A 16764-nucleotide genomic window follows, 5' to 3' on the forward strand; every position below is an offset into this window, starting at 1 on the left:
TACCTCGAAAGTTTACCGACCTGGCCGCCATGCGTTGACAGAAAGGGCGCGCTTTGCACCATGACCAACGACCCTTGCCGTCGCCGCCACGATGCGCTGGCCAGCGCCGTCATCGATGCCGCGTGCGACCCCCTGCGCGCCAGGCCGGCGCAGAACCGGGCGGCAACGTGCTGCCGGTTCCTGCCAATCCCATGACGCGCCGGGGGCCGCTTGCAGCGCCCTGATGCCCGCGCTCAGCGCTCCAGCCCCAGAAACTCGAGCACGTGGCGCGCCAGCGCCTCTACATTCTCACCATCGGCGTGAAGATGGATCTCCGGCGTTTCGGGCGCCTCGTAGGGCGAGTCGATCCCGGTGAAATTCGGGATCTGCCCGGCACGGGCCTTGCGGTACAGCCCCTTCACGTCGCGCGCCTCGGCAACGGCCAGCGGCACGTCAACGAACACCTCGACGAACTCGCCCGCATCGAAGCGCTCGCGCGCCAGTTGCCGCTCGGCGCGGAACGGCGAGATGAAACTCACCAGCACGATCAGCCCCGCGTCGGCCATCAGCCGCGCCACCTCGGCCACCCGGCGGATGTTTTCCACGCGGTCTTCGTCGGTGAAACCCAGATCGCGGTTGAGCCCGTGGCGCACGTTGTCGCCGTCCAGGATGAAGGTGTGATAGCCAAGGGCATGCAGGCGCTTGTCGACCAGATTGGCCACGGTGGATTTGCCCGCACCCGACAGGCCGGTGAACCACAGCACGCGCGGCGCCTGCCCCTTGATGCGCGCACGTGCGCTGCGATCCACATCCAGATGCTGCCAATGCACGTTGCCGGCGCGGCGCAACGCAAATTCCAGCGTGCCGGCCGCCACCGTGGCATTGCTTTGCCGGTCGATCAGGATGAAGCCACCGAGCACCCGGTTGCGTGCATACGGCGAGAACGCGATGGGTTCGTCCAGCGCCAGGTTGCAGTAGCCCACTTCGTTGAGCTCCAGCCGCTTGGCGGCCAGCCGCTCTTGCGTATTCACATCGACCTTGTGCTTGATCTCGCTGATGCTCACCGTGACAGTGCGGGTGCCGATCTTGAGCCAGTACGGGCGGCCCGGCAGCAGCGCGGCATCGTCCATCCACAGCAGATGCGCAGCGAACTGGTCGGCCACTTCGGGCGGGTCGTCGATGGCGGCGATGATGTCGCCGCGGCTGATGTCGATCTCGTCGCGTAAGGTCAACGTCACCGCCTGCCCGGCGCGTGCGCTGTCCACCTCCCCGTTGGCATCGAGCACGCTCGCCACCTGCGTGCGGCGCCCGGACGGCACCACCACCACCGCATCGCCCACACGCACCTGACCGGCAGCAATCGTGCCCGCATAGCCGCGGAACTGCGAGTTGGCGCGATTGACCCACTGCACCGGCAGCCGCAGGCCGCTGCCGGCTTCCGGCGGCTCCAGCTGCACGGTTTCAAGATGCTGCAACAGAGGCGGGCCCTGGTACCACGGCATCCGCGTCGAGGCGCTGGACAGATTTTCGCCAGCCAGCGCCGATAGCGGGATGCACTGCACATCGGCGATGCCCAGCTGCGCGGCCAGCGCGCGATAGCCTTCGGCAATGCCGGCAAACACCTGCGCGTCGTAGTCCAGCAGATCCATCTTGTTGACCGCCAGCACCACGTGCCGGATGCCCAGCAACGACACGATATAGCTGTGGCGGCGCGTCTGCGCCAGCAGGCCCTTGCGCGCATCCACCAGCACCACCGCCACATCGGCGGTGGATGCGCCGGTGGCCATATTGCGCGTGTACTGCTCATGGCCGGGGCAATCGGCCACGATGAACTTGCGCCGGTCGGTATCGAAATAGCGGTACGCCACATCGATGGTGATGCCCTGCTCGCGCTCGGCCGCCAGCCCGTCCATCAGCAGCGCGTAATCGATACCCTCGCCCTGCGTGCCATGCCGCCGGCTGTCGCTTTCCAGCGCCGCCAGCTGATCGTCGAACAAGCGCTTGCTGTCGTACAACAACCGCCCGATCAGCGTGCTCTTGCCATCGTCCACGCTGCCGCAGGTGATGAAGCGCAGCAGCGGTTTGGATTCGTGCTGCTGGAGGTAGGCCGCGATGCTGCCGGGAATCGGGAGTCGGGAATCGGGAATCGCAAAGGCGTCCTCTTCCATGGTGACGTTTGCCGGCAACCGCTGTTGCGATTCCCCATTCCCGATTCCCCATTCACTGCCCATCAAAAATACCCCTCAAGCTTCTTCTGTTCCATCGATGCGCCCGGTGCGTGGTCGATCATGCGGCCCTGGCGCTCGGAGCTGGTGCTGACCAGCATTTCGGCGATCACCGCCTCCAGGGTGCCGGCGCTGGACTCGATCGCGCCGGTGAGCGGGTAGCAGCCCAGTGTGCGAAAGCGCACCGAACGCAGCTGCGCGGTTTCGCCCGGGTGCAACGGCAGGCGCGCGTCGTCGACCAGGATCAGCGCGCCGTCGCGCTCCACCACCGGGCGCGGCGCGGCGAAATACAGCGGCACCACCGGGATCTTCTCGCGGTAGATGTAGAGCCAGATATCCAGCTCGGTCCAGTTGGACAGCGGAAACACGCGCACACTCTCACCGGGCCTGGTGCGCGCGTTGTACAGATTCCATAGCTCGGGGCGCTGGTTCTTCGGGTCCCAGCGATGGCGCGCATTGCGGAACGAGAACACCCGCTCCTTGGCCCGCGATTTCTCCTCATCGCGCCGCGCCCCGCCGATCGCCGCATCGAAGCCGCCCTGCTCCAGCGCCTGCTTCAGGCCCTGGGTCTTCATGATGTCGGTGTGTACCGCCGCGCCATGGCTGATCGGGCCGATGTCCTGGGCGATGCCGTCGGGGTTGATGTGCACGCGCAGGTCCACACCGGTTTCGGCGGCGCGGCGGTCGCGGAAGGCGATCATCTCGCGGAACTTCCAGCGCGTGTCCACGTGCAGCAGCGGGATCGGCGGCGGCGACGGCGCGAACGCCTTGAGCAGCAGATGCAGCAGCACCGAGCTGTCCTTGCCGACCGAATACAGCATCACCGGGACCCGGAATTCGGCGGCGACTTCGCGCAGGATGTGGATGCTTTCGGCTTCGAGCCGGTCGAGATGGGACAGCGGCAGCAGGGTCATCGGGGTGTCGTCGGGATCGGCAGGCTCGCCAATCGATGGTAGGCCAAGGCGCCGCAGTGTGTCCCGGCCTTATGCCAGCCCGAAATAAGCGGCTGGCATAACACGATAACGGCTGCTCCTTTCTGGTCGCCGCAACGCTTCTCTAACATCGTCGGTCTCATCAAAGCCCCCGGACCCGAATGACTGCCGCCAGCTCCGCGCTACCGCCCAGCCCCTTGCCCGACGAGCGCAAGGCGCTGCTGGACCGGTTGGTCGACGGCCTGGATGCCGCGGCACTGTGGTGGTTGTCCGGCTATGCCGCCGGGCTGGCGCAGGGCCACCCGCCGCGTTCGCTGGCGGTGCTGCCGGGTGGGCAGCCACAGGCCCTGGCCCAGGACGGCCAACGCCTGACCGTCATCTACGGCAGCCAGACCGGCAACGCCCGCCGCCAGGCCGAGCAACTGGCCGCCGACGCCGAGGCCGCCGGGCTCAGCGTGCGCCTGCTGCGCGCCGACGCCTACCCCACCCGCGAGCTGGCCAACGAGCGCCTGCTGTATGTGGTGATCAGCACCCAGGGCGAAGGCGACCCGCCGGACGATGCGATCGGCCTGGTGGAATTTGTGACCGGCCGCCGCGCGCCGAAGCTGCCCGAGCTGAAATACGCCGTGCTGGGCCTGGGCGATTCCAGCTATGCAGACTTCTGCGGCATTGCGCGGCGCATCGATGAGCGCCTGGCCGAGCTCGGCGCCAGCCGTGTGCAGCCGCGTGGCGAAGCGGATCTGGACATCGACAGCATCGCCGCCCCCTGGCGCGTGCAGGCGCTCAAGCATGCACGCGAGCAGCTCAAGAGCGCCCCGCACACGGCCACGATCACCCCGCTGCGCAGCAGCCCCGCTGCCCCGGCGTGGTCGCACCAGCATCCGTTTGCCGCCGAGGTACTGGCCAACCAGATCATCAGCGGGCGCGACTTCAAGGGCCCGGGCTTTCGCGTCTATGCGCAGCCCGGCAAGCGCGTGCGGCATCTGGAGTTCTCGCTGGACGGCAGCGGCCTGAGTTACGAGCCCGGCGATGCCCTGGGCATCGTCCACCGCAATCCGCCGGCGCTGGTGGATGCGCTACTGCACAGCCTGCAGCTGGACGGTGGTGCCGCCGTCACCGTCGGCGACGAGACGCTGGCCTTGCACGAGTGGCTGACCACCCGACGCGAACTGACCAAGCTGTCGCGGCCATTCCTCGCCGCCCACGCCGAGCGCGCCGCTGCAGCCGATCTGCACGCGCTGCTGGCCCCCACCCAGACTGCCGGCCTGGCGTCGTTGCTCTCCGATCATCAAGTGATCGACGTGCTGCGGCGCTGGCCGGCGGATTGGGACCACGCCGGCCTGCTGGCCGCGTTGCGTCCACTCGCCCCGCGCCTGTATTCCATCGCCTCCAGCCGCAAGCGCGTGGGCGATGAAGTGCATCTGGCCGTGGACGAACTCAACTACCAGGCCCATGGGCATGCGCATCTGGGGTCGGCCAGCGGCTTTCTCGCCGCGCTCGCCGAGGGTGAGACCGCGCCGGTCTATATCGAACCCAACGAACGCTTCCGCGTCCCGGCCGACACCGATCGCGACATCCTGATGATCGGCCCGGGCACCGGCGTGGCGCCCTTCCGCGCCTTTGTGCAGGAACGCGCCGAAACCGGCGCCCGGGGCCGTAACTGGTTGTTCTTCGGCGCCCAGCATTTCAATACCGATTTCCTGTATCAGGCCGAGTGGCAGCAGGCGCTGCAACGCGGTGAGCTGCACGCCCTGGACCTGGCGTTCTCGCGCGACCAAGCCGAAAAGGTCTATGTGCAGCACCGCCTGCGCGCGCGCGGCGCCGAGGTCTATGCCTGGCTGCAGGGCGGCGCACATCTGTATGTCTGCGGCGCCATCGGCATGGGCAAGGACGTCCACGCCACGTTGCTGGACATCGTCACCACCCACGGCGCACGCAGCGCCGAGGACGCCGCCGCGTACCTCACGCAACTACAGGTGGAGGGGCGCTATGCGCGCGATGTCTATTAATGCCGGGAATCGGGATTGGGGAATCGGGATTCGGCACTGCCCGCAACTGAGCTCTCCTGGCGGAACGACCCGCTTTCTACGAATCCCCATTCCCGACTCCCGATTCCCATGACTCACTCCGTCGAAGACATCAAATCCGAAAGCCGTCGCCTGCGTGGGTCGCTGGAGCAGAGCCTGGCCGATGCGGTGACCGGGGCGTTGCGTGAGGACGATCAGACCCTGATCAAGTATCACGGCAGCTACCAGCAGGACGACCGCGATATCCGTGACGAGCGGCGTCGGCAGAAGCTCGAGCCGGCGTATCAGTTCATGATCCGCACGCGCACGCCGGGCGGAGTGATTTCGCCCACGCAGTGGCTGGCACTGGACGGCATCGCCACCCGGTATGCCAATCATTCGCTGCGCATCACCACGCGCCAGGCGTTCCAGCTCCATGGCGTGATCAAGCGCGAGCTCAAGGCGACCATGCAGGCCATCAATGCCACCTTGATCGATACGCTGGCGGCTTGCGGCGACGTCAATCGCAATGTGCAGGTGGCGGCCAACCCGCTGCTCTCGAAGGCGCACGCCACGCTGTACGCCGATGCCGCGCGCGTGTCCGAGCATCTGTTGCCCAACACCCGCGCGTACTACGAAATCTGGCTGGACGAAGAGCGCGTGTCCGGCTCCGGCAGCGAAGACGAGCCGATCTATGGCGACCGTTACCTGCCGCGCAAATTCAAGATCGGCTTCGCCGCGCCGCCGCTCAACGATGTGGACGTGTTCGCCAACGATCTGGGCTTCATCGCCATCCTGCGCGATGGGCAGTTGCTGGGCTATAACGTGAGCATCGGCGGCGGCATGGGTGCCTCGCACGGCGACACCGAGACCTGGCCGCGCGTGGCTAACGTGATTGGCTTTGTGACCCGCGATCAATTGCTCGATATCGCCACCGCAGTGGTCACCACACAACGGGACCTCGGCAACCGCGCAGTGCGCAAGCGCGCACGCTTCAAGTACACCATCGACGATCATGGCCTGGACACCATCGTGGCCGAGATCGAACGCCGCGCCGGCTTTGCGCTGCAGCCGGCGCAGCCGTTCGCGTTCGACCACAACGGCGACCGCTATGGCTGGGTCGAGGGCGAAGACGGGCTGTGGCACCTGACCCTGTCGCTGCCGGCCGGCCGCATTGCCGATACCGAAACGGCAGCGCATCTGAGCGGGCTGCGTGCGATTGCGCAATTGAACGTTGGCGAGTTCCGCATGACGCCCAACCAGAACCTGGTGATCGCCGGCGTGCTGGCGAGCGAGCGCGCACGCGTCGACGCGCTGGTGGCGCAGTACGCGCTGGATGCCGGCAACCAGGCCGCCAGCGCCCTGGCGCGCGGCGCGATGGCCTGCGTGGCGCTGCCCACCTGTGGCCTGGCGATGGCCGAGGCCGAGCGCTATCTGCCCGATTTCAGCGCTGCATTGCTGCCGCTGCTGCAACAACACGGGCTGACCCAGACACCGATCGTGCTGCGTCTCTCCGGTTGCCCCAACGGCTGTTCGCGCCCGTATCTGGCCGAGATCGCGCTGGTGGGCAAGGCACCCGGCCGCTACAACCTGATGCTGGGTGGCGACCGCCGTGGCCAGCGCCTCAACACCTTGTACCGCGAAAACATCACCGAAGCAGACATCCTGGCCGCCTTGGACCCGTTGCTGGCGCGCTACGCCGCCGAACGCGACAAACCCAACGATGAAGGCTTCGGCGATTTCCTGCACCGCAGCGGCCTGATCGCGCTGCCGCCCTACCCCACGCACCGTCACCTCGACCTGGAATTGCTCGCATGACTGCGCTGCCTGCCGCATCGAACACGTCTTCCGCGTTGGACGACCTGGACACGCTCAACGTGCACCTGGAAGGCCTGCGTGCCGACGAGCGCGTGGCCTGGGCGTTGCAGCACGGCCCGCAGGAGGCGGCGCTGTCGTCGAGCTTTGGCGCGCAGTCGGCGGTCACGCTGCATCTGCTGACCCAGCAGCGCCCGGACATCCCGGTGATCCTGATCGATACCGGTTACCTGTTCCCGGAGACCTACCGTTTTGCCGACGCCCTGACCGACCGGCTCAAGCTCAACCTCAAGGTGTACCGCCCGCTGGTCAGCCGCGCCTGGATGGAAGCCCGTCATGGCCGGCTGTGGGAACAGGGCATGGTCGGCATCGACCAATACAACAATCTGCGCAAGGTCGAACCGATGCGCCGTGCCTTGGACGAACTCAACGTGGGCACCTGGTTCACCGGCCTGCGCCGCAGCCAGTCTGGCGGCCGCGCGCAGACGCCGATCGTGCAGAAGCGCGGCGAGCGCTACAAGGTCAGCCCGATCGCCGACTGGACCGACCGCGACGTTTGGCAATACCTGCAGGCGCACGACCTGCCGTATCACCCATTGTGGGAGCAGGGTTACGTGTCGATCGGCGACTTCCACACTACCCGGCGCTGGGAACCGGGCATGCGCGAGGAAGACACCCGCTTCTTCGGACTCAAGCGCGAGTGCGGCATCCACGAGGATATCTGAGCCACGCGCAATCACGTCTCGTTCTGCAGGGTGCAGGCGCTACGCCGCCTGCGCTCTTTCGGTGGACACGTCATGGAGTGCGTCTGCGTGTGAGCCAATACGCAGCACCATGACAGTGGCGCGGGACTCCTCAGGGCGCCGTAAACCGTGTGTGATCGCGCTGCATCCAATAACGGTCGAACAGCCACATCACCAGCAACGACAGCCCGACCAACGGGAAGATCAGCCCGCACACCACCAGCAGCACCATCAAGCCGCGCAGTGTGCGGGGATCGGCCGGCAACGGTGGCACGCCCAACCCGCCGCTCGGGCGACGCTTCCACCACATCACCGCCGCGCTGACGCATAACAACACGATCGCGATGCAGGCAGCCAACAGGATCAGCTGGTTGGCAGTGCCGTACTGTTGCCCCAGGTGCACATTGATTCCCCATTCCAGCAGCTTGGCCAGCGGCCCGTAGTCGCGATAGCGCATGTCCAGCAGTACCGCACCGCTGTACTGATCCAGATGGATCACTCGCTGCCGCTGCAGATCGGCCGGATACACCGAAGCGGTGTACACGCCGGTGGCACGCCGCGGAGGCGCCACGCTGTAACCCGGCGCGATGCCGCGCGCGTCGAAGCGCGCCATTGCCGCGTCCAACCCGATCGCCCTGTGCCCGGGCGCAGCCACACTGCCCGCGCCGCCGTGAGCTGCGTGCTCGCTGTCAGTCGAGTGCGCGTGTTGCACCCCCTTGTCCAGTCCGGCGGATCCTTGCTCGGGCAACTCCGATTCCGGCACACGCGCCTGCCGCAGCGACCACGCGGCGTCGCCACTGTCGGTGAGCCGCTGCTGCGACATCGGCTGCTGCACGCGCAGCCCGGCCGGATAGCCGAAATCATGCCCATTGGCCCAGCGATTGACCTGCGCGCCCCATAGCCACGACCACGGCATGCCGGTCAGCGCCAGAAACAACAGCACTGCGCCAACGCCCGCACCGGTCACCGCATGCAGGTCGCGCCAGAACAGCCGTTGCCTGGGCTTGCCCCGCACACTGATCACCCCACCGCGGCGCCCACGCGGCCACCACAGATACACACCGGTGAGCACCAGCACGATCGCCCAACCGGCGGCAATCTCGATCAACCCACGCGCAAACGGCCCGACCAACGCAAGGCTGTGCAACCGGCGGATCGTCCAACTCAGCGTGCCGTGCTCCGGCAAGGCGCCCAGCACGCGTGCACGATATGGATCGACATACACCACCTGCCGCACGCCGCGCGCATCCACCAAGCCGACCTCGGCACTGCCATCTGCCCGCCTGGGCGTGGTGTACACGAACAACCTGCCGCCGTAGCGGTCCTGTGCAGCAGCAACCAACTGCTGTGCAGGCATGCGCGCAGCGCCCACTGCAACCACCTTCAGATCATGGTGCACGCTGCGATCGATCGCGTCCTGATACAAAAACGCAGCGCCAGTCAGCGCCAGCCAACTAATGAAAGGCAGCACCAGCAATCCGGCATAGAAATGCCAGCGCCACACCGCGCGATAGAAGCGCCAGCGGCGGTCCTTGTGCGCCTCGATCACGTCGCCACCAGCCGTGGGTGCATGCATCAGAAGCTCCAGTCCCATGACAACGACAGCACACGACCATCGCCCGGCGAATAGCCGGAGCTGCCGCTGTCGTACCACGCATACACATACGCGCGATCGGTGGCATTGCGCAGCTGCAGGCTGAGCGCATTGCGGGCATCCACGGTCCAGCGCGCGCCCAGATTGAGCAAGGCGTAGCCACCGGTGCGTCCCAGGGTGTTGCTGCGCTCCAGGTAGTAGTCGCCCTGCGCGTTGCCCCAGGCGCTCAACTGCACAGCCGCACTGACCTGCCACTCCAGCCCGGCGGTGGCCAACCAGTGCGGCACGTTCTCGATCTCCTTGCCGCGCGTGGCAGGCGCGCTCGGATCGGGCGTGGCGATGCTGGCCTTCTGCCGCGAATACGACACCCACGCGCGCCAGTGTTCGACCGGCTGCAGGTTGAGCTGGGCATCCCAACCGCGCCGCAGCGTGCGACCGACATTGGCCACATCGCCGGCACCCGCCACGCCATTCACACCCAGGATGGTCGCAACCTCACCGGAGGCGCGCTGCTCCCAATAGGCCAGGCGCCCGTCCAGGATCGCCGACGGTGCGAACTTGAAGCCGGCCTCCCAGCCGTCGTTGATCGACGGTCCCAGATTGCCGGGCTGGCGACGGTAAGCGCCATCGCCGCTGCCGATCTGGAAGGTGCGCCCCCAGTTCGCATACACACTGCTCTGCTCGCCCACGCGGTAGCTGGCACTGAACTTGGGTTGCTTGATGGTGCCGTAGTCGTAGGTGGGCGCGACGACTCCGGCAAGCACGTCGTGCAACTGGCCATCGACGCGATCGATGCGATACCCCGGCACCAGCTGCAAGCGCGCCACCGGCGTCAGCACCGCCTGCACATACGCACCATGTGTGCGCAGGTCGTAATCCCAGTTGCGCAACTGCGCGCCGCGTACGCGGGCCACGGTGCGATACCGCTGCGACTGATTGTCCTGCCACTGCGCGTCCGCCCCGGCTTCCAGTGCCGCGTTCCACATGCCCCCCTCAGGCTGCCAGTTGCCCCGCAGCAGCAGGCCGCGATGGGTTTCATCGGTATCGCGCTCCTGTTGCAGGCCGGCAGCGGAAAACCGCACCCAGCGCTGGTTGCGGTAGTCGTTCCGGTAGGCCTTGGCGCTCCACTGCGCCTGCGCGCCGAGCTCACCGTCGGCGTGCAACGCGGTCTGACGAACGCGACGCTCGCTACGGTCGTCCTGCGCATAGCCCGGCGAACTGCGCGGCGCCGCACGTGCGGTGGCGGCGTCCAGGTAGCCGGCTTCCAGCGCCTGGTTGTCGTAGTAGCGCGTGGTGAGCCCGGCACGGAATGCGCCGTCCGGGTCGGTGTAGAACCACTTGCCGGCCACGCTGCGTTTGCGCGCATCGGCATGATCGCGATACCCGTCGGAGTCGCGCCAGGCCAGCACGTAGTTCTGGCTCCAGGCACCACGCTCGATGCCTTTGCCCAGCTGGACCTCGCGCGCACCGAAGCCGCCGCCGGTGATGCTCAGACGGCCATCGTTGCCACCGGTGCGGGTCAGCACGTCCACGCTGCCGGCAATCGCGTTCAACCCGTAGCGCGCGTCGTTGGTGCCGCGCACGATCTCGATGGCGCTGATGTCCTGCGGAAACACTGCATCCAGATACGGCATGCCACCGGCGTTGTCGTTGCTGGGAATGCCGTCGATCAGCAGCTTGACCGCATTGATCCGCCCTTCGCCATTGAAGCCCCGGAACGAAAACCGCCCCGCATCGGTGCCCATGCGGAACTGGGTGACCTGCACACCGGGCGCGCGCATCAGCAGCTCCCAGCTGTAATCCACGTGCTGATCGTGCAGCAGCTCACCGTCGATCACATCCACCGAACTCAGCACGCGCGCCGTACCCGGGGTGCGCTGGGCGTGTTCGCGCACCTGCACCTGGCCCAGCGTCAATGCCGCATCCTGCGCTTGCGCATCGCAGGCAGGCGCCCACACCAGCGCCAATGACGGCACATACCAGAACGTCTTCAACAATCGCAATTGCATGACCAACCCTTCGCCGTGACACCACGGCACTGCAGCCGCGCGCTGCCGCAAGGCGGCGGGAACCGGCTTCATTCAATGAGGACGCGTGCTCCGTTGGGTGCGCGTGGGCGCACAACGCTGCCTGCAAGACGCAGCACAACGAAGACCCGCAATGGGTGGGGAGCAACCCGACGACACGCCTGCGTTTGATGCTGGCTGGCGCGCGAACCGGACACGCCTCGAGTGGGCAACCCGGCATCGTTGACGCACTCGACGCCTAGACCTGACGGCGATCCGTTAGGCCGCGTCAGTTGCTCCCGGGCTCATGCGGACAGCGGCGGCCCGCGTGCCCCGAGCGCTGTCCAGCGCAATGCCGACCATGCCGACAGGCGGGTATGCCCCGGCGTGGGCGATGGCAGAACCCGCAGCAGGCAGAGCACCAGCAGCGCCAGCCAGGGCAGCAGGCGTGCCGCCAGCACGCAGTAATCGCAGGCTTCGCCATGCAGGCCGGCATCCTGGTCTCCCACCCGATGGCTGGCTGCAGAGCCGTGCTGCGAGTGGCCGGCGTGCTGGGCCGGCAGATGGCCGGCATGCTGCGCGGCGACAATATCGAGCGCCGGTCCGCTGGTGCACATCGGTTCGGAGGTGCGCACCTGGTTCCAGCGGCTGACCAGCGGGGCCACCAGCATCAGTGCCACCGCCACGCAGGCAAGCAGGTGCAACAGGCGATGGCGACGGACGGTATGCAGCATCGCCGCAGTGTAAGCCGCCCTCTCTCCGGGAGCGATGGTGGCGGCCGGTGCGCGACCGGATGTCGCACCCCTTGTCATGCCCGTGCCGCCAGGACATGCATCGCGCGATCCCGCCCCAGCCGCTGCACTGACCCGCAGGGGTCGGCACTTCGGGAACCAGCATGCGAGTGCCGGTCCAGCCGGCGCGGCCCTCACCCAATGCTCACATGCGCCGCCTTGTCCAGGCTGGCAGTCACAATTTTTCCGGTGCAACGCGCCGGCGATGCGTGTTGCGCACGGCCATGCCCTATGCTTGCGTGTCATCCCATTCATCCTGCGCGCGCATGAGTACCGTCCTGTCCGAACCAGCGGCTGAGCCACTGCCCTGCGCGCCCAAGCCGCCGAGCGAAGCGCTTCGGCTCCAGGCGCTACGCAGCTACGGCATTCTCGATACGCCACGCGAAGCGGCTTTCGAGGACATCACCCGGCTGGCGTCGATCATCTGCCAGACCCCGATCGCGCTGATCAGCCTGGTCGACGCCGACCGCCAGTGGTTCAAGAGCGAGCTTGGCATGGGCGAGCGCGAGACCCCCTTGTTCAAGTCGATGTGCGCGCATGCGCTGCTCGACAACGACGTGCTGGTGGTGCCCGACACGCGCCAGGACACGCGCTTTGCGCGCAACCCGCTGGTTACCGGCGACGCCCCGCTGTACTTCTATGCGGGCGCCTTGTTGAAGACGCCCGATGGCCTGCCGCTGGGCACGGTCTGCGTGCTCGACCGGCAACCGCGCGAGCTCACCGACGAACAGGTCGAAGCGCTGCGTGCGCTCGCGCGCCAGACCATGGCGCAGCTGGAACTGCGCCGTGCGCTGCTGATCGCCGAAGAATCCGACCGCTACCGCAGCCGGCTGATGGCCATTGCCGGGCACGATCTCAAAACCCCGCTGCGCACCGCCGCCTACGCCATCGACAAGATGCGCCGGCACGCCAACGTCGATTCCATCCCCACCCTGGTGACCGCGCGCGATGCGATCAGCCTGGTCGGGCGCAGCCTGGACGAACTGGCCACGCTGGCCGCCGCCAGCAAGGCGGCGATGCCGGACCTGCAAGCGTTGCAGCTGGAAGACGTGCTGCACTCGGTACTGGGCGTGTGGCGCCAGCAGGCCAGCGACAAGTGCCTGGCGCTGCGTCACGTGCCGACCTCGCTGCGCGTGCGCAGCCACCCGACCCTGCTGACCACCCTGATCGGCAACCTGGTCGGCAATGCCATCAAGTACACCGAACGCGGGCGTGTGCTGGTGGGCACCCGTCGCCGCCCCGGTTACGCGGTGGTGGAAATCATCGACAGCGGCATCGGCCTGAATCTGGAGCAGCCAGAGCAGGTGTTTCAGGCGTTCCGCCAGGCCGACCCGCGTAGCGACGGTCTGGGCATCGGGCTGTGGATCGTGCATCGCACCGCCGAGACGCTGGGCTGCGAGGTGACGGTGCGCCCGCGCTCGGAAGGCGGCACCTGTTTCTCGGTGCGCATTCCGCTGGCCTGACGCATTACGCGCCGAGCGATGCGCATTCCGCTGGCCTGGCAAAAAAAAGGCGGACCCGAGCTCCCGACCCGGATCCGCCGCCAAACACGCCAGGTCTCTCCCCAGGGACCCGGGTGCGCCAGCCGCTGTGTGCGCAGCCTCGCGCAACAGTGATGCGACAGCGCTAGCAACCCATCGACGACACCGCTGAGTCGGACCGGTGAGGCGATGTCTGCATCGCCGGTCCTGCGCCGTCCACCCCTAGACGTTCGGAGATGTCGTGACATGGTTGCTATCACTGTTTACGACAGCGCCACGCCCAACTTGATGGAGGCCGGCGACGCCGGCCAGACGGCCCTGACACGTGTAGGGAGAATCACCGACAGCGCGCGTGGCATCGCGTTGAGTCGTTCGCGTATCGCCCTGATTCGATTGAATAAATTGGTTCGGGCACACGCTGCAATGCAGCAGGCGTTCGCATGTGGCGAGCACAACAACAACTGGGCATAACGCGTCCGCAAACGGGCGGATGCGGCACGGGCTCCATCAGTCCGGACTGCCTGACTGCGCCTTCACACCCCGAACGGATCCACATCGTCCTGATCGGCAAACCACTGCGCCGAGTGCACTTCGTCTGCCGCCACTTCCAGCACCTGACGCAGCACCGTCAGCGGGATCTGCACGATCCTGCCGCCAACCTGCAGCGCCACCCACAGCGATTCGTCCTGCGGGTCGGCCAGCACCGTCAACGCCGCATGCTCGCGGCCGTCGATGTTGGCCGAGACCTGCAGCGACATGCCGCCGTCCGGGTCGGGCGACCACAGTCTGCTGAGCGGGGGACGCACGGGATCGCTCATCGCGCGCGGCTCAACTGGTGATGGTCTGGGTCAGCGATTCCCAGGTTGGCGGCAGCGGCCAGTTGGGCGCCTGGTTGCCGTCCAGCACGCGGCGCAAATCGCGCTTGTCGATCTGCGGCGCCAGCACGTGCACCAGGTCCAGCGCGTAGTCGCGCAGCACCCGGTCGCGCGGCAAGACCGCCCAGGCGATGCATTCGGCGATCGGCGCAGGCGCCGGCCAGGCGCGCAGATCCTCGTCGAAGGCGTTGACTGCCATTTCCGCCACCAGGCCCACACCCAGCCCGGCGCGCACATAGGTCTTGATCAGGTCGGCATCCAGCGCAGTCAGCGCGATGCTCGGTTCCAGCCCCACCTGCGCAAACGCCCGCTGCAGCGACGAGCCCGGCCGGGTGGAAGACTCATAACTGATCAACGGATGTTCGGACAGCGCCTGCATGTCCGGCGCAGTACGCGGGTTGTCCAGTGCATGCCCGCGCGGCACCACCACCAGCCGCCGCCAGCGGTACAGCGGCACCGCAATGCCGGCACTGGGCTCGCCGCCGGCGGTGCTGACCACCGCGATATCCGCATCGCCCTGGCTGAGCAAGTCCAGCGCCGCGCTCTCGGCGGCCTGCTGCAGATGCACGCTCACCTGCGGGTAGGCGTGCTTGATCTGCGCCACCGCCGGCGGCAGCACGAAGCGCGCCTGGGTGTGGGTGGTGGTCAAGGTCAGCTGGCCCTGGCTCTCCCGGCGCTGGTTGGCGGCATAGGTGCGGATGTTGTTGGCCTCCGACAGCACCGCGCGCGCGCGCTCGATCACTTCCACCCCGGCCGGCGTGACCGCATCCAGGCTGCGCCCCTTGCGCACGAACAACAAAAAACCGAGCTCGTCTTCCAGCTGCTTGAGTTGCTTGGACAGACCGGGCTGGGTCGCGTGCACCCGCGCAGCGGCCAGCGTGATGTTCAGCTCGGCATCGGCAATGGCGACCAGATAGCGAAGTTGGGTCAGCGTCATGGGCTTATATCCAAAAAAGCGCGAGGCGCTACAAGGACTTCGACTGTAGAGGAGTTCCGGGGGCCAGCTTATAACCGAACGCTATTTTCAGGGTGTATGAAGTCATTTCCGACGGCTATATGCCGGCGTTACGGTCTGGCCCTCCCCTTCGATACCCCGGCCGTGACCTCTGCGTTTCCGTTCCTTGCCGACCTGCATGGCCGTGCCGTCCTGGTGGTTGGCGGCGGCGTCGATGCCGAACGTACCACCGCCCAGCTGTTGCAGGCCGGCGCCTTGCCGCTGGTGGGCGCGCCGCAACTGACCCCGCAGTTGCAGCAGTGGACGCGCGCCGGCAGGATCCGCTGGCTGCCCGGCCCGTTCGACCCGGCGTGGCTGCTGCAGCCCGACACCGCCCCGCTGTGGCTCACCATTGCCGCCAGCGACCTGCCGGAGCTCAACGCGGCATTGTGCGCAGCGGCCAGCAGCCACCGCCTGCTGACCCATCGCGTGGTGCCCGCCGCGTCGGCGTCCCCTCCGGCACCGCCCCCGGTGCAGCCCACCCGCCCTGCCACGCCGTCCCCCGGCAGCGTGACGCTGGTAGGTGCCGGCCCTGGCGACCCCGGCCTGCTCACCCGCAATGCCCTGCGCGCGCTCCGGCAGGCCGAGGTGGTGCTGTACGACCGTCTGGTCAGCCCGCAGATCCTGCGCCTGGCCCGTCGGGATGCGCTGCGCGTGGAAGTCGGCAAGGCCGCGCAAGGCCATAGCACCCGGCAGGAGCAGATCCACGCGCTGATGCTGGAGCACGCCCGTGCGGGGCGGCGGGTGGTCCGCCTGAAGGGCGGCGACCCGTTCGTGTTCGGCCGCGGCGGCGAAGAGCTGGAGTTCCTGCGCGACCACGGCATCGGCTTCCAGGTGGTGCCCGGCATCACCGCCGCGCTCGCCTGCGCCGCCTACGCGGGCATTCCGCTCACCCACCGCGACCATGCGCAGTCGCTGCGCCTGATCACCGCCCACTGCAAGGATTCGCTGGACACCCTGGACTGGCAGGCGCTGGGCCAGGAGCGCCAGACCCTGGCCTTCTACATGGGCGTGGCCGGCCTGGAAGGCATCCAGCAGCGCCTGCTGCAGGCCGGCCGCGCACCGGACACGCCATTTGCCCTGGTCGAGAACGGCTCGCGCCCGCAGCAGCGGGTGATCACCGGGTCGCTCGCCACCCTGGCCGCCACCGCACGGCAGTACACCGTGCAGGCTCCGGCCCTGCTGATCCTGGGCGAGGTCACCGCGCTGGCGCGGTCCCTGCACTGGTACGGCGCCGCCCCGTTGCACGCCGCGCCGTCGCACTCACCCATCGCAACGCCCGACACGCCCACACTGGCCCACGCAGCCTGATTCCGACGGAGA

13 protein-coding genes are annotated in these 16764 nt (G+C 67.5%); 6 read left to right on the top strand and 7 right to left on the bottom strand.

What is annotated here, in order from left to right; translation table 11 throughout:
• Positions 1 to 233 precede the first annotated feature (233 nt).
• Positions 234 to 2147: a sulfate adenylyltransferase subunit CysN gene (gene cysN, locus ACCQ12_RS15605; RefSeq protein WP_372382180.1), complete on the bottom strand. Its 1914-nt coding sequence runs from the start codon at positions 2145 to 2147 to the stop codon at positions 234 to 236.
• Between the two features lie 62 nt (positions 2148 to 2209).
• Positions 2210 to 3118, bottom strand: a complete 909-nt coding sequence (gene cysD, locus ACCQ12_RS15610; RefSeq protein ID WP_372382181.1) for a sulfate adenylyltransferase subunit CysD — start codon at positions 3116 to 3118, stop codon at positions 2210 to 2212.
• Between the two features lie 179 nt (positions 3119 to 3297).
• Between cysD and ACCQ12_RS15615 the strand changes: the two genes are divergently transcribed.
• From ACCQ12_RS15615 to ACCQ12_RS15625, 3 genes are all read left to right on the top strand, one after another.
• On the top strand, positions 3298 to 5145 hold the full coding sequence (locus tag ACCQ12_RS15615; RefSeq protein ID WP_372382182.1) for an assimilatory sulfite reductase (NADPH) flavoprotein subunit: 1848 nt from the start codon (positions 3298 to 3300) through the stop codon (positions 5143 to 5145).
• A gap of 108 nt (positions 5146 to 5253) precedes the next feature.
• Positions 5254 to 6960 (top strand): assimilatory sulfite reductase (NADPH) hemoprotein subunit, encoded by a 1707-nt coding sequence (cysI, locus tag ACCQ12_RS15620; protein WP_372382183.1) that lies wholly within the window; start codon positions 5254 to 5256, stop codon positions 6958 to 6960.
• Entirely contained in the window at positions 6957 to 7682 is a 726-nt protein-coding gene (locus ACCQ12_RS15625) for a phosphoadenylyl-sulfate reductase (protein WP_372382184.1), read from the top strand. Before cysI ends, ACCQ12_RS15625 begins: the two co-directional genes overlap by 4 nt.
• Before the next feature lie 130 nt (positions 7683 to 7812).
• Here ACCQ12_RS15625 and ACCQ12_RS15630 read toward each other — a convergent pair whose 3' ends face one another.
• The 3 genes from ACCQ12_RS15630 to ACCQ12_RS15640 all read right to left on the bottom strand — a co-directional run bounded on the left by ACCQ12_RS15630 (position 7813) and on the right by ACCQ12_RS15640 (position 12034).
• Positions 7813 to 9276, bottom strand: coding sequence for a PepSY-associated TM helix domain-containing protein (locus tag ACCQ12_RS15630; protein ID WP_372382185.1), 1464 nt, complete (start codon positions 9274 to 9276; stop codon positions 7813 to 7815).
• Positions 9276 to 11303: a TonB-dependent receptor gene (locus ACCQ12_RS15635; RefSeq protein WP_372382186.1), complete on the bottom strand. Its 2028-nt coding sequence runs from the start codon at positions 11301 to 11303 to the stop codon at positions 9276 to 9278. Before ACCQ12_RS15635 ends, ACCQ12_RS15630 begins: the two co-directional genes overlap by 1 nt.
• 302 nt (positions 11304 to 11605) lie before the next feature.
• Positions 11606 to 12034 carry a DUF2946 family protein gene (locus ACCQ12_RS15640; protein ID WP_372382187.1) on the bottom strand — a complete coding sequence of 143 codons (429 nt, stop codon included), beginning with the start codon at positions 12032 to 12034 and terminating at the stop codon, positions 11606 to 11608.
• Positions 12035 to 12357: 323 nt separating this feature from the next.
• On the opposite strand from ACCQ12_RS15640, the gene ACCQ12_RS15645 reads away from it, so the two are divergent.
• Positions 12358 to 13554 carry a sensor histidine kinase gene (locus tag ACCQ12_RS15645; protein ID WP_047693094.1) on the top strand — a complete coding sequence of 399 codons (1197 nt, stop codon included), beginning with the start codon at positions 12358 to 12360 and terminating at the stop codon, positions 13552 to 13554.
• 264 nt (positions 13555 to 13818) lie between these two features.
• Positions 13819 to 14043, top strand: a complete 225-nt coding sequence (locus tag ACCQ12_RS15650) for a hypothetical protein (protein ID WP_372382188.1) — start codon at positions 13819 to 13821, stop codon at positions 14041 to 14043.
• A gap of 62 nt (positions 14044 to 14105) precedes the next feature.
• Here ACCQ12_RS15650 and ACCQ12_RS15655 read toward each other — a convergent pair whose 3' ends face one another.
• Positions 14106 to 14390 carry a hypothetical protein gene (locus tag ACCQ12_RS15655; RefSeq protein ID WP_179455585.1) on the bottom strand — a complete coding sequence of 95 codons (285 nt, stop codon included), beginning with the start codon at positions 14388 to 14390 and terminating at the stop codon, positions 14106 to 14108.
• A 10-nt stretch (positions 14391 to 14400) separates the two neighbouring features.
• Entirely contained in the window at positions 14401 to 15384 is a 984-nt protein-coding gene (locus ACCQ12_RS15660; RefSeq protein ID WP_047693097.1) for a LysR family transcriptional regulator, read from the bottom strand.
• Positions 15385 to 15546: 162 nt separating this feature from the next.
• On the opposite strand from ACCQ12_RS15660, the gene cobA reads away from it, so the two are divergent.
• Complete coding sequence (cobA, locus tag ACCQ12_RS15665) at positions 15547 to 16752, top strand: uroporphyrinogen-III C-methyltransferase (protein ID WP_372382189.1); 1206 nt, start codon at positions 15547 to 15549, stop codon at positions 16750 to 16752.
• Positions 16753 to 16764 lie beyond the last annotated feature (12 nt).

It is taken from the genome of Xanthomonas sp. NCPPB 1068 (assembly GCF_041479385.2).
GTDB classification, from domain to species: Bacteria; Pseudomonadota; Gammaproteobacteria; order Xanthomonadales; family Xanthomonadaceae; genus Xanthomonas; species Xanthomonas cannabis.

Excerpts from the sequence above, each read along its gene's own strand:
- cysN (WP_372382180.1), bottom strand. The coding sequence starts at position 2,147 with ATGGAAGAGGACGCCTTTGCGATTCCCGATTCCCGACTCCCGATTCCC.
- cysD (WP_372382181.1), bottom strand. The coding sequence starts at position 3,118 with ATGACCCTGCTGCCGCTGTCCCATCTCGACCGGCTCGAAGCCGAAAGC.
- ACCQ12_RS15615 (WP_372382182.1), top strand. The coding sequence starts at position 3,298 with ATGACTGCCGCCAGCTCCGCGCTACCGCCCAGCCCCTTGCCCGACGAG.
- cysI (WP_372382183.1), top strand. The coding sequence starts at position 5,254 with ATGACTCACTCCGTCGAAGACATCAAATCCGAAAGCCGTCGCCTGCGT.
- ACCQ12_RS15625 (WP_372382184.1), top strand. The coding sequence starts at position 6,957 with ATGACTGCGCTGCCTGCCGCATCGAACACGTCTTCCGCGTTGGACGAC.
- ACCQ12_RS15630 (WP_372382185.1), bottom strand. The coding sequence starts at position 9,276 with ATGCATGCACCCACGGCTGGTGGCGACGTGATCGAGGCGCACAAGGAC.
- ACCQ12_RS15635 (WP_372382186.1), bottom strand. The coding sequence starts at position 11,303 with ATGCAATTGCGATTGTTGAAGACGTTCTGGTATGTGCCGTCATTGGCG.
- ACCQ12_RS15640 (WP_372382187.1), bottom strand. The coding sequence starts at position 12,034 with ATGCTGCATACCGTCCGTCGCCATCGCCTGTTGCACCTGCTTGCCTGC.
- ACCQ12_RS15645 (WP_047693094.1), top strand. The coding sequence starts at position 12,358 with ATGAGTACCGTCCTGTCCGAACCAGCGGCTGAGCCACTGCCCTGCGCG.
- ACCQ12_RS15650 (WP_372382188.1), top strand. The coding sequence starts at position 13,819 with ATGGTTGCTATCACTGTTTACGACAGCGCCACGCCCAACTTGATGGAG.
- ACCQ12_RS15655 (WP_179455585.1), bottom strand. The coding sequence starts at position 14,390 with ATGAGCGATCCCGTGCGTCCCCCGCTCAGCAGACTGTGGTCGCCCGAC.
- ACCQ12_RS15660 (WP_047693097.1), bottom strand. The coding sequence starts at position 15,384 with ATGACGCTGACCCAACTTCGCTATCTGGTCGCCATTGCCGATGCCGAG.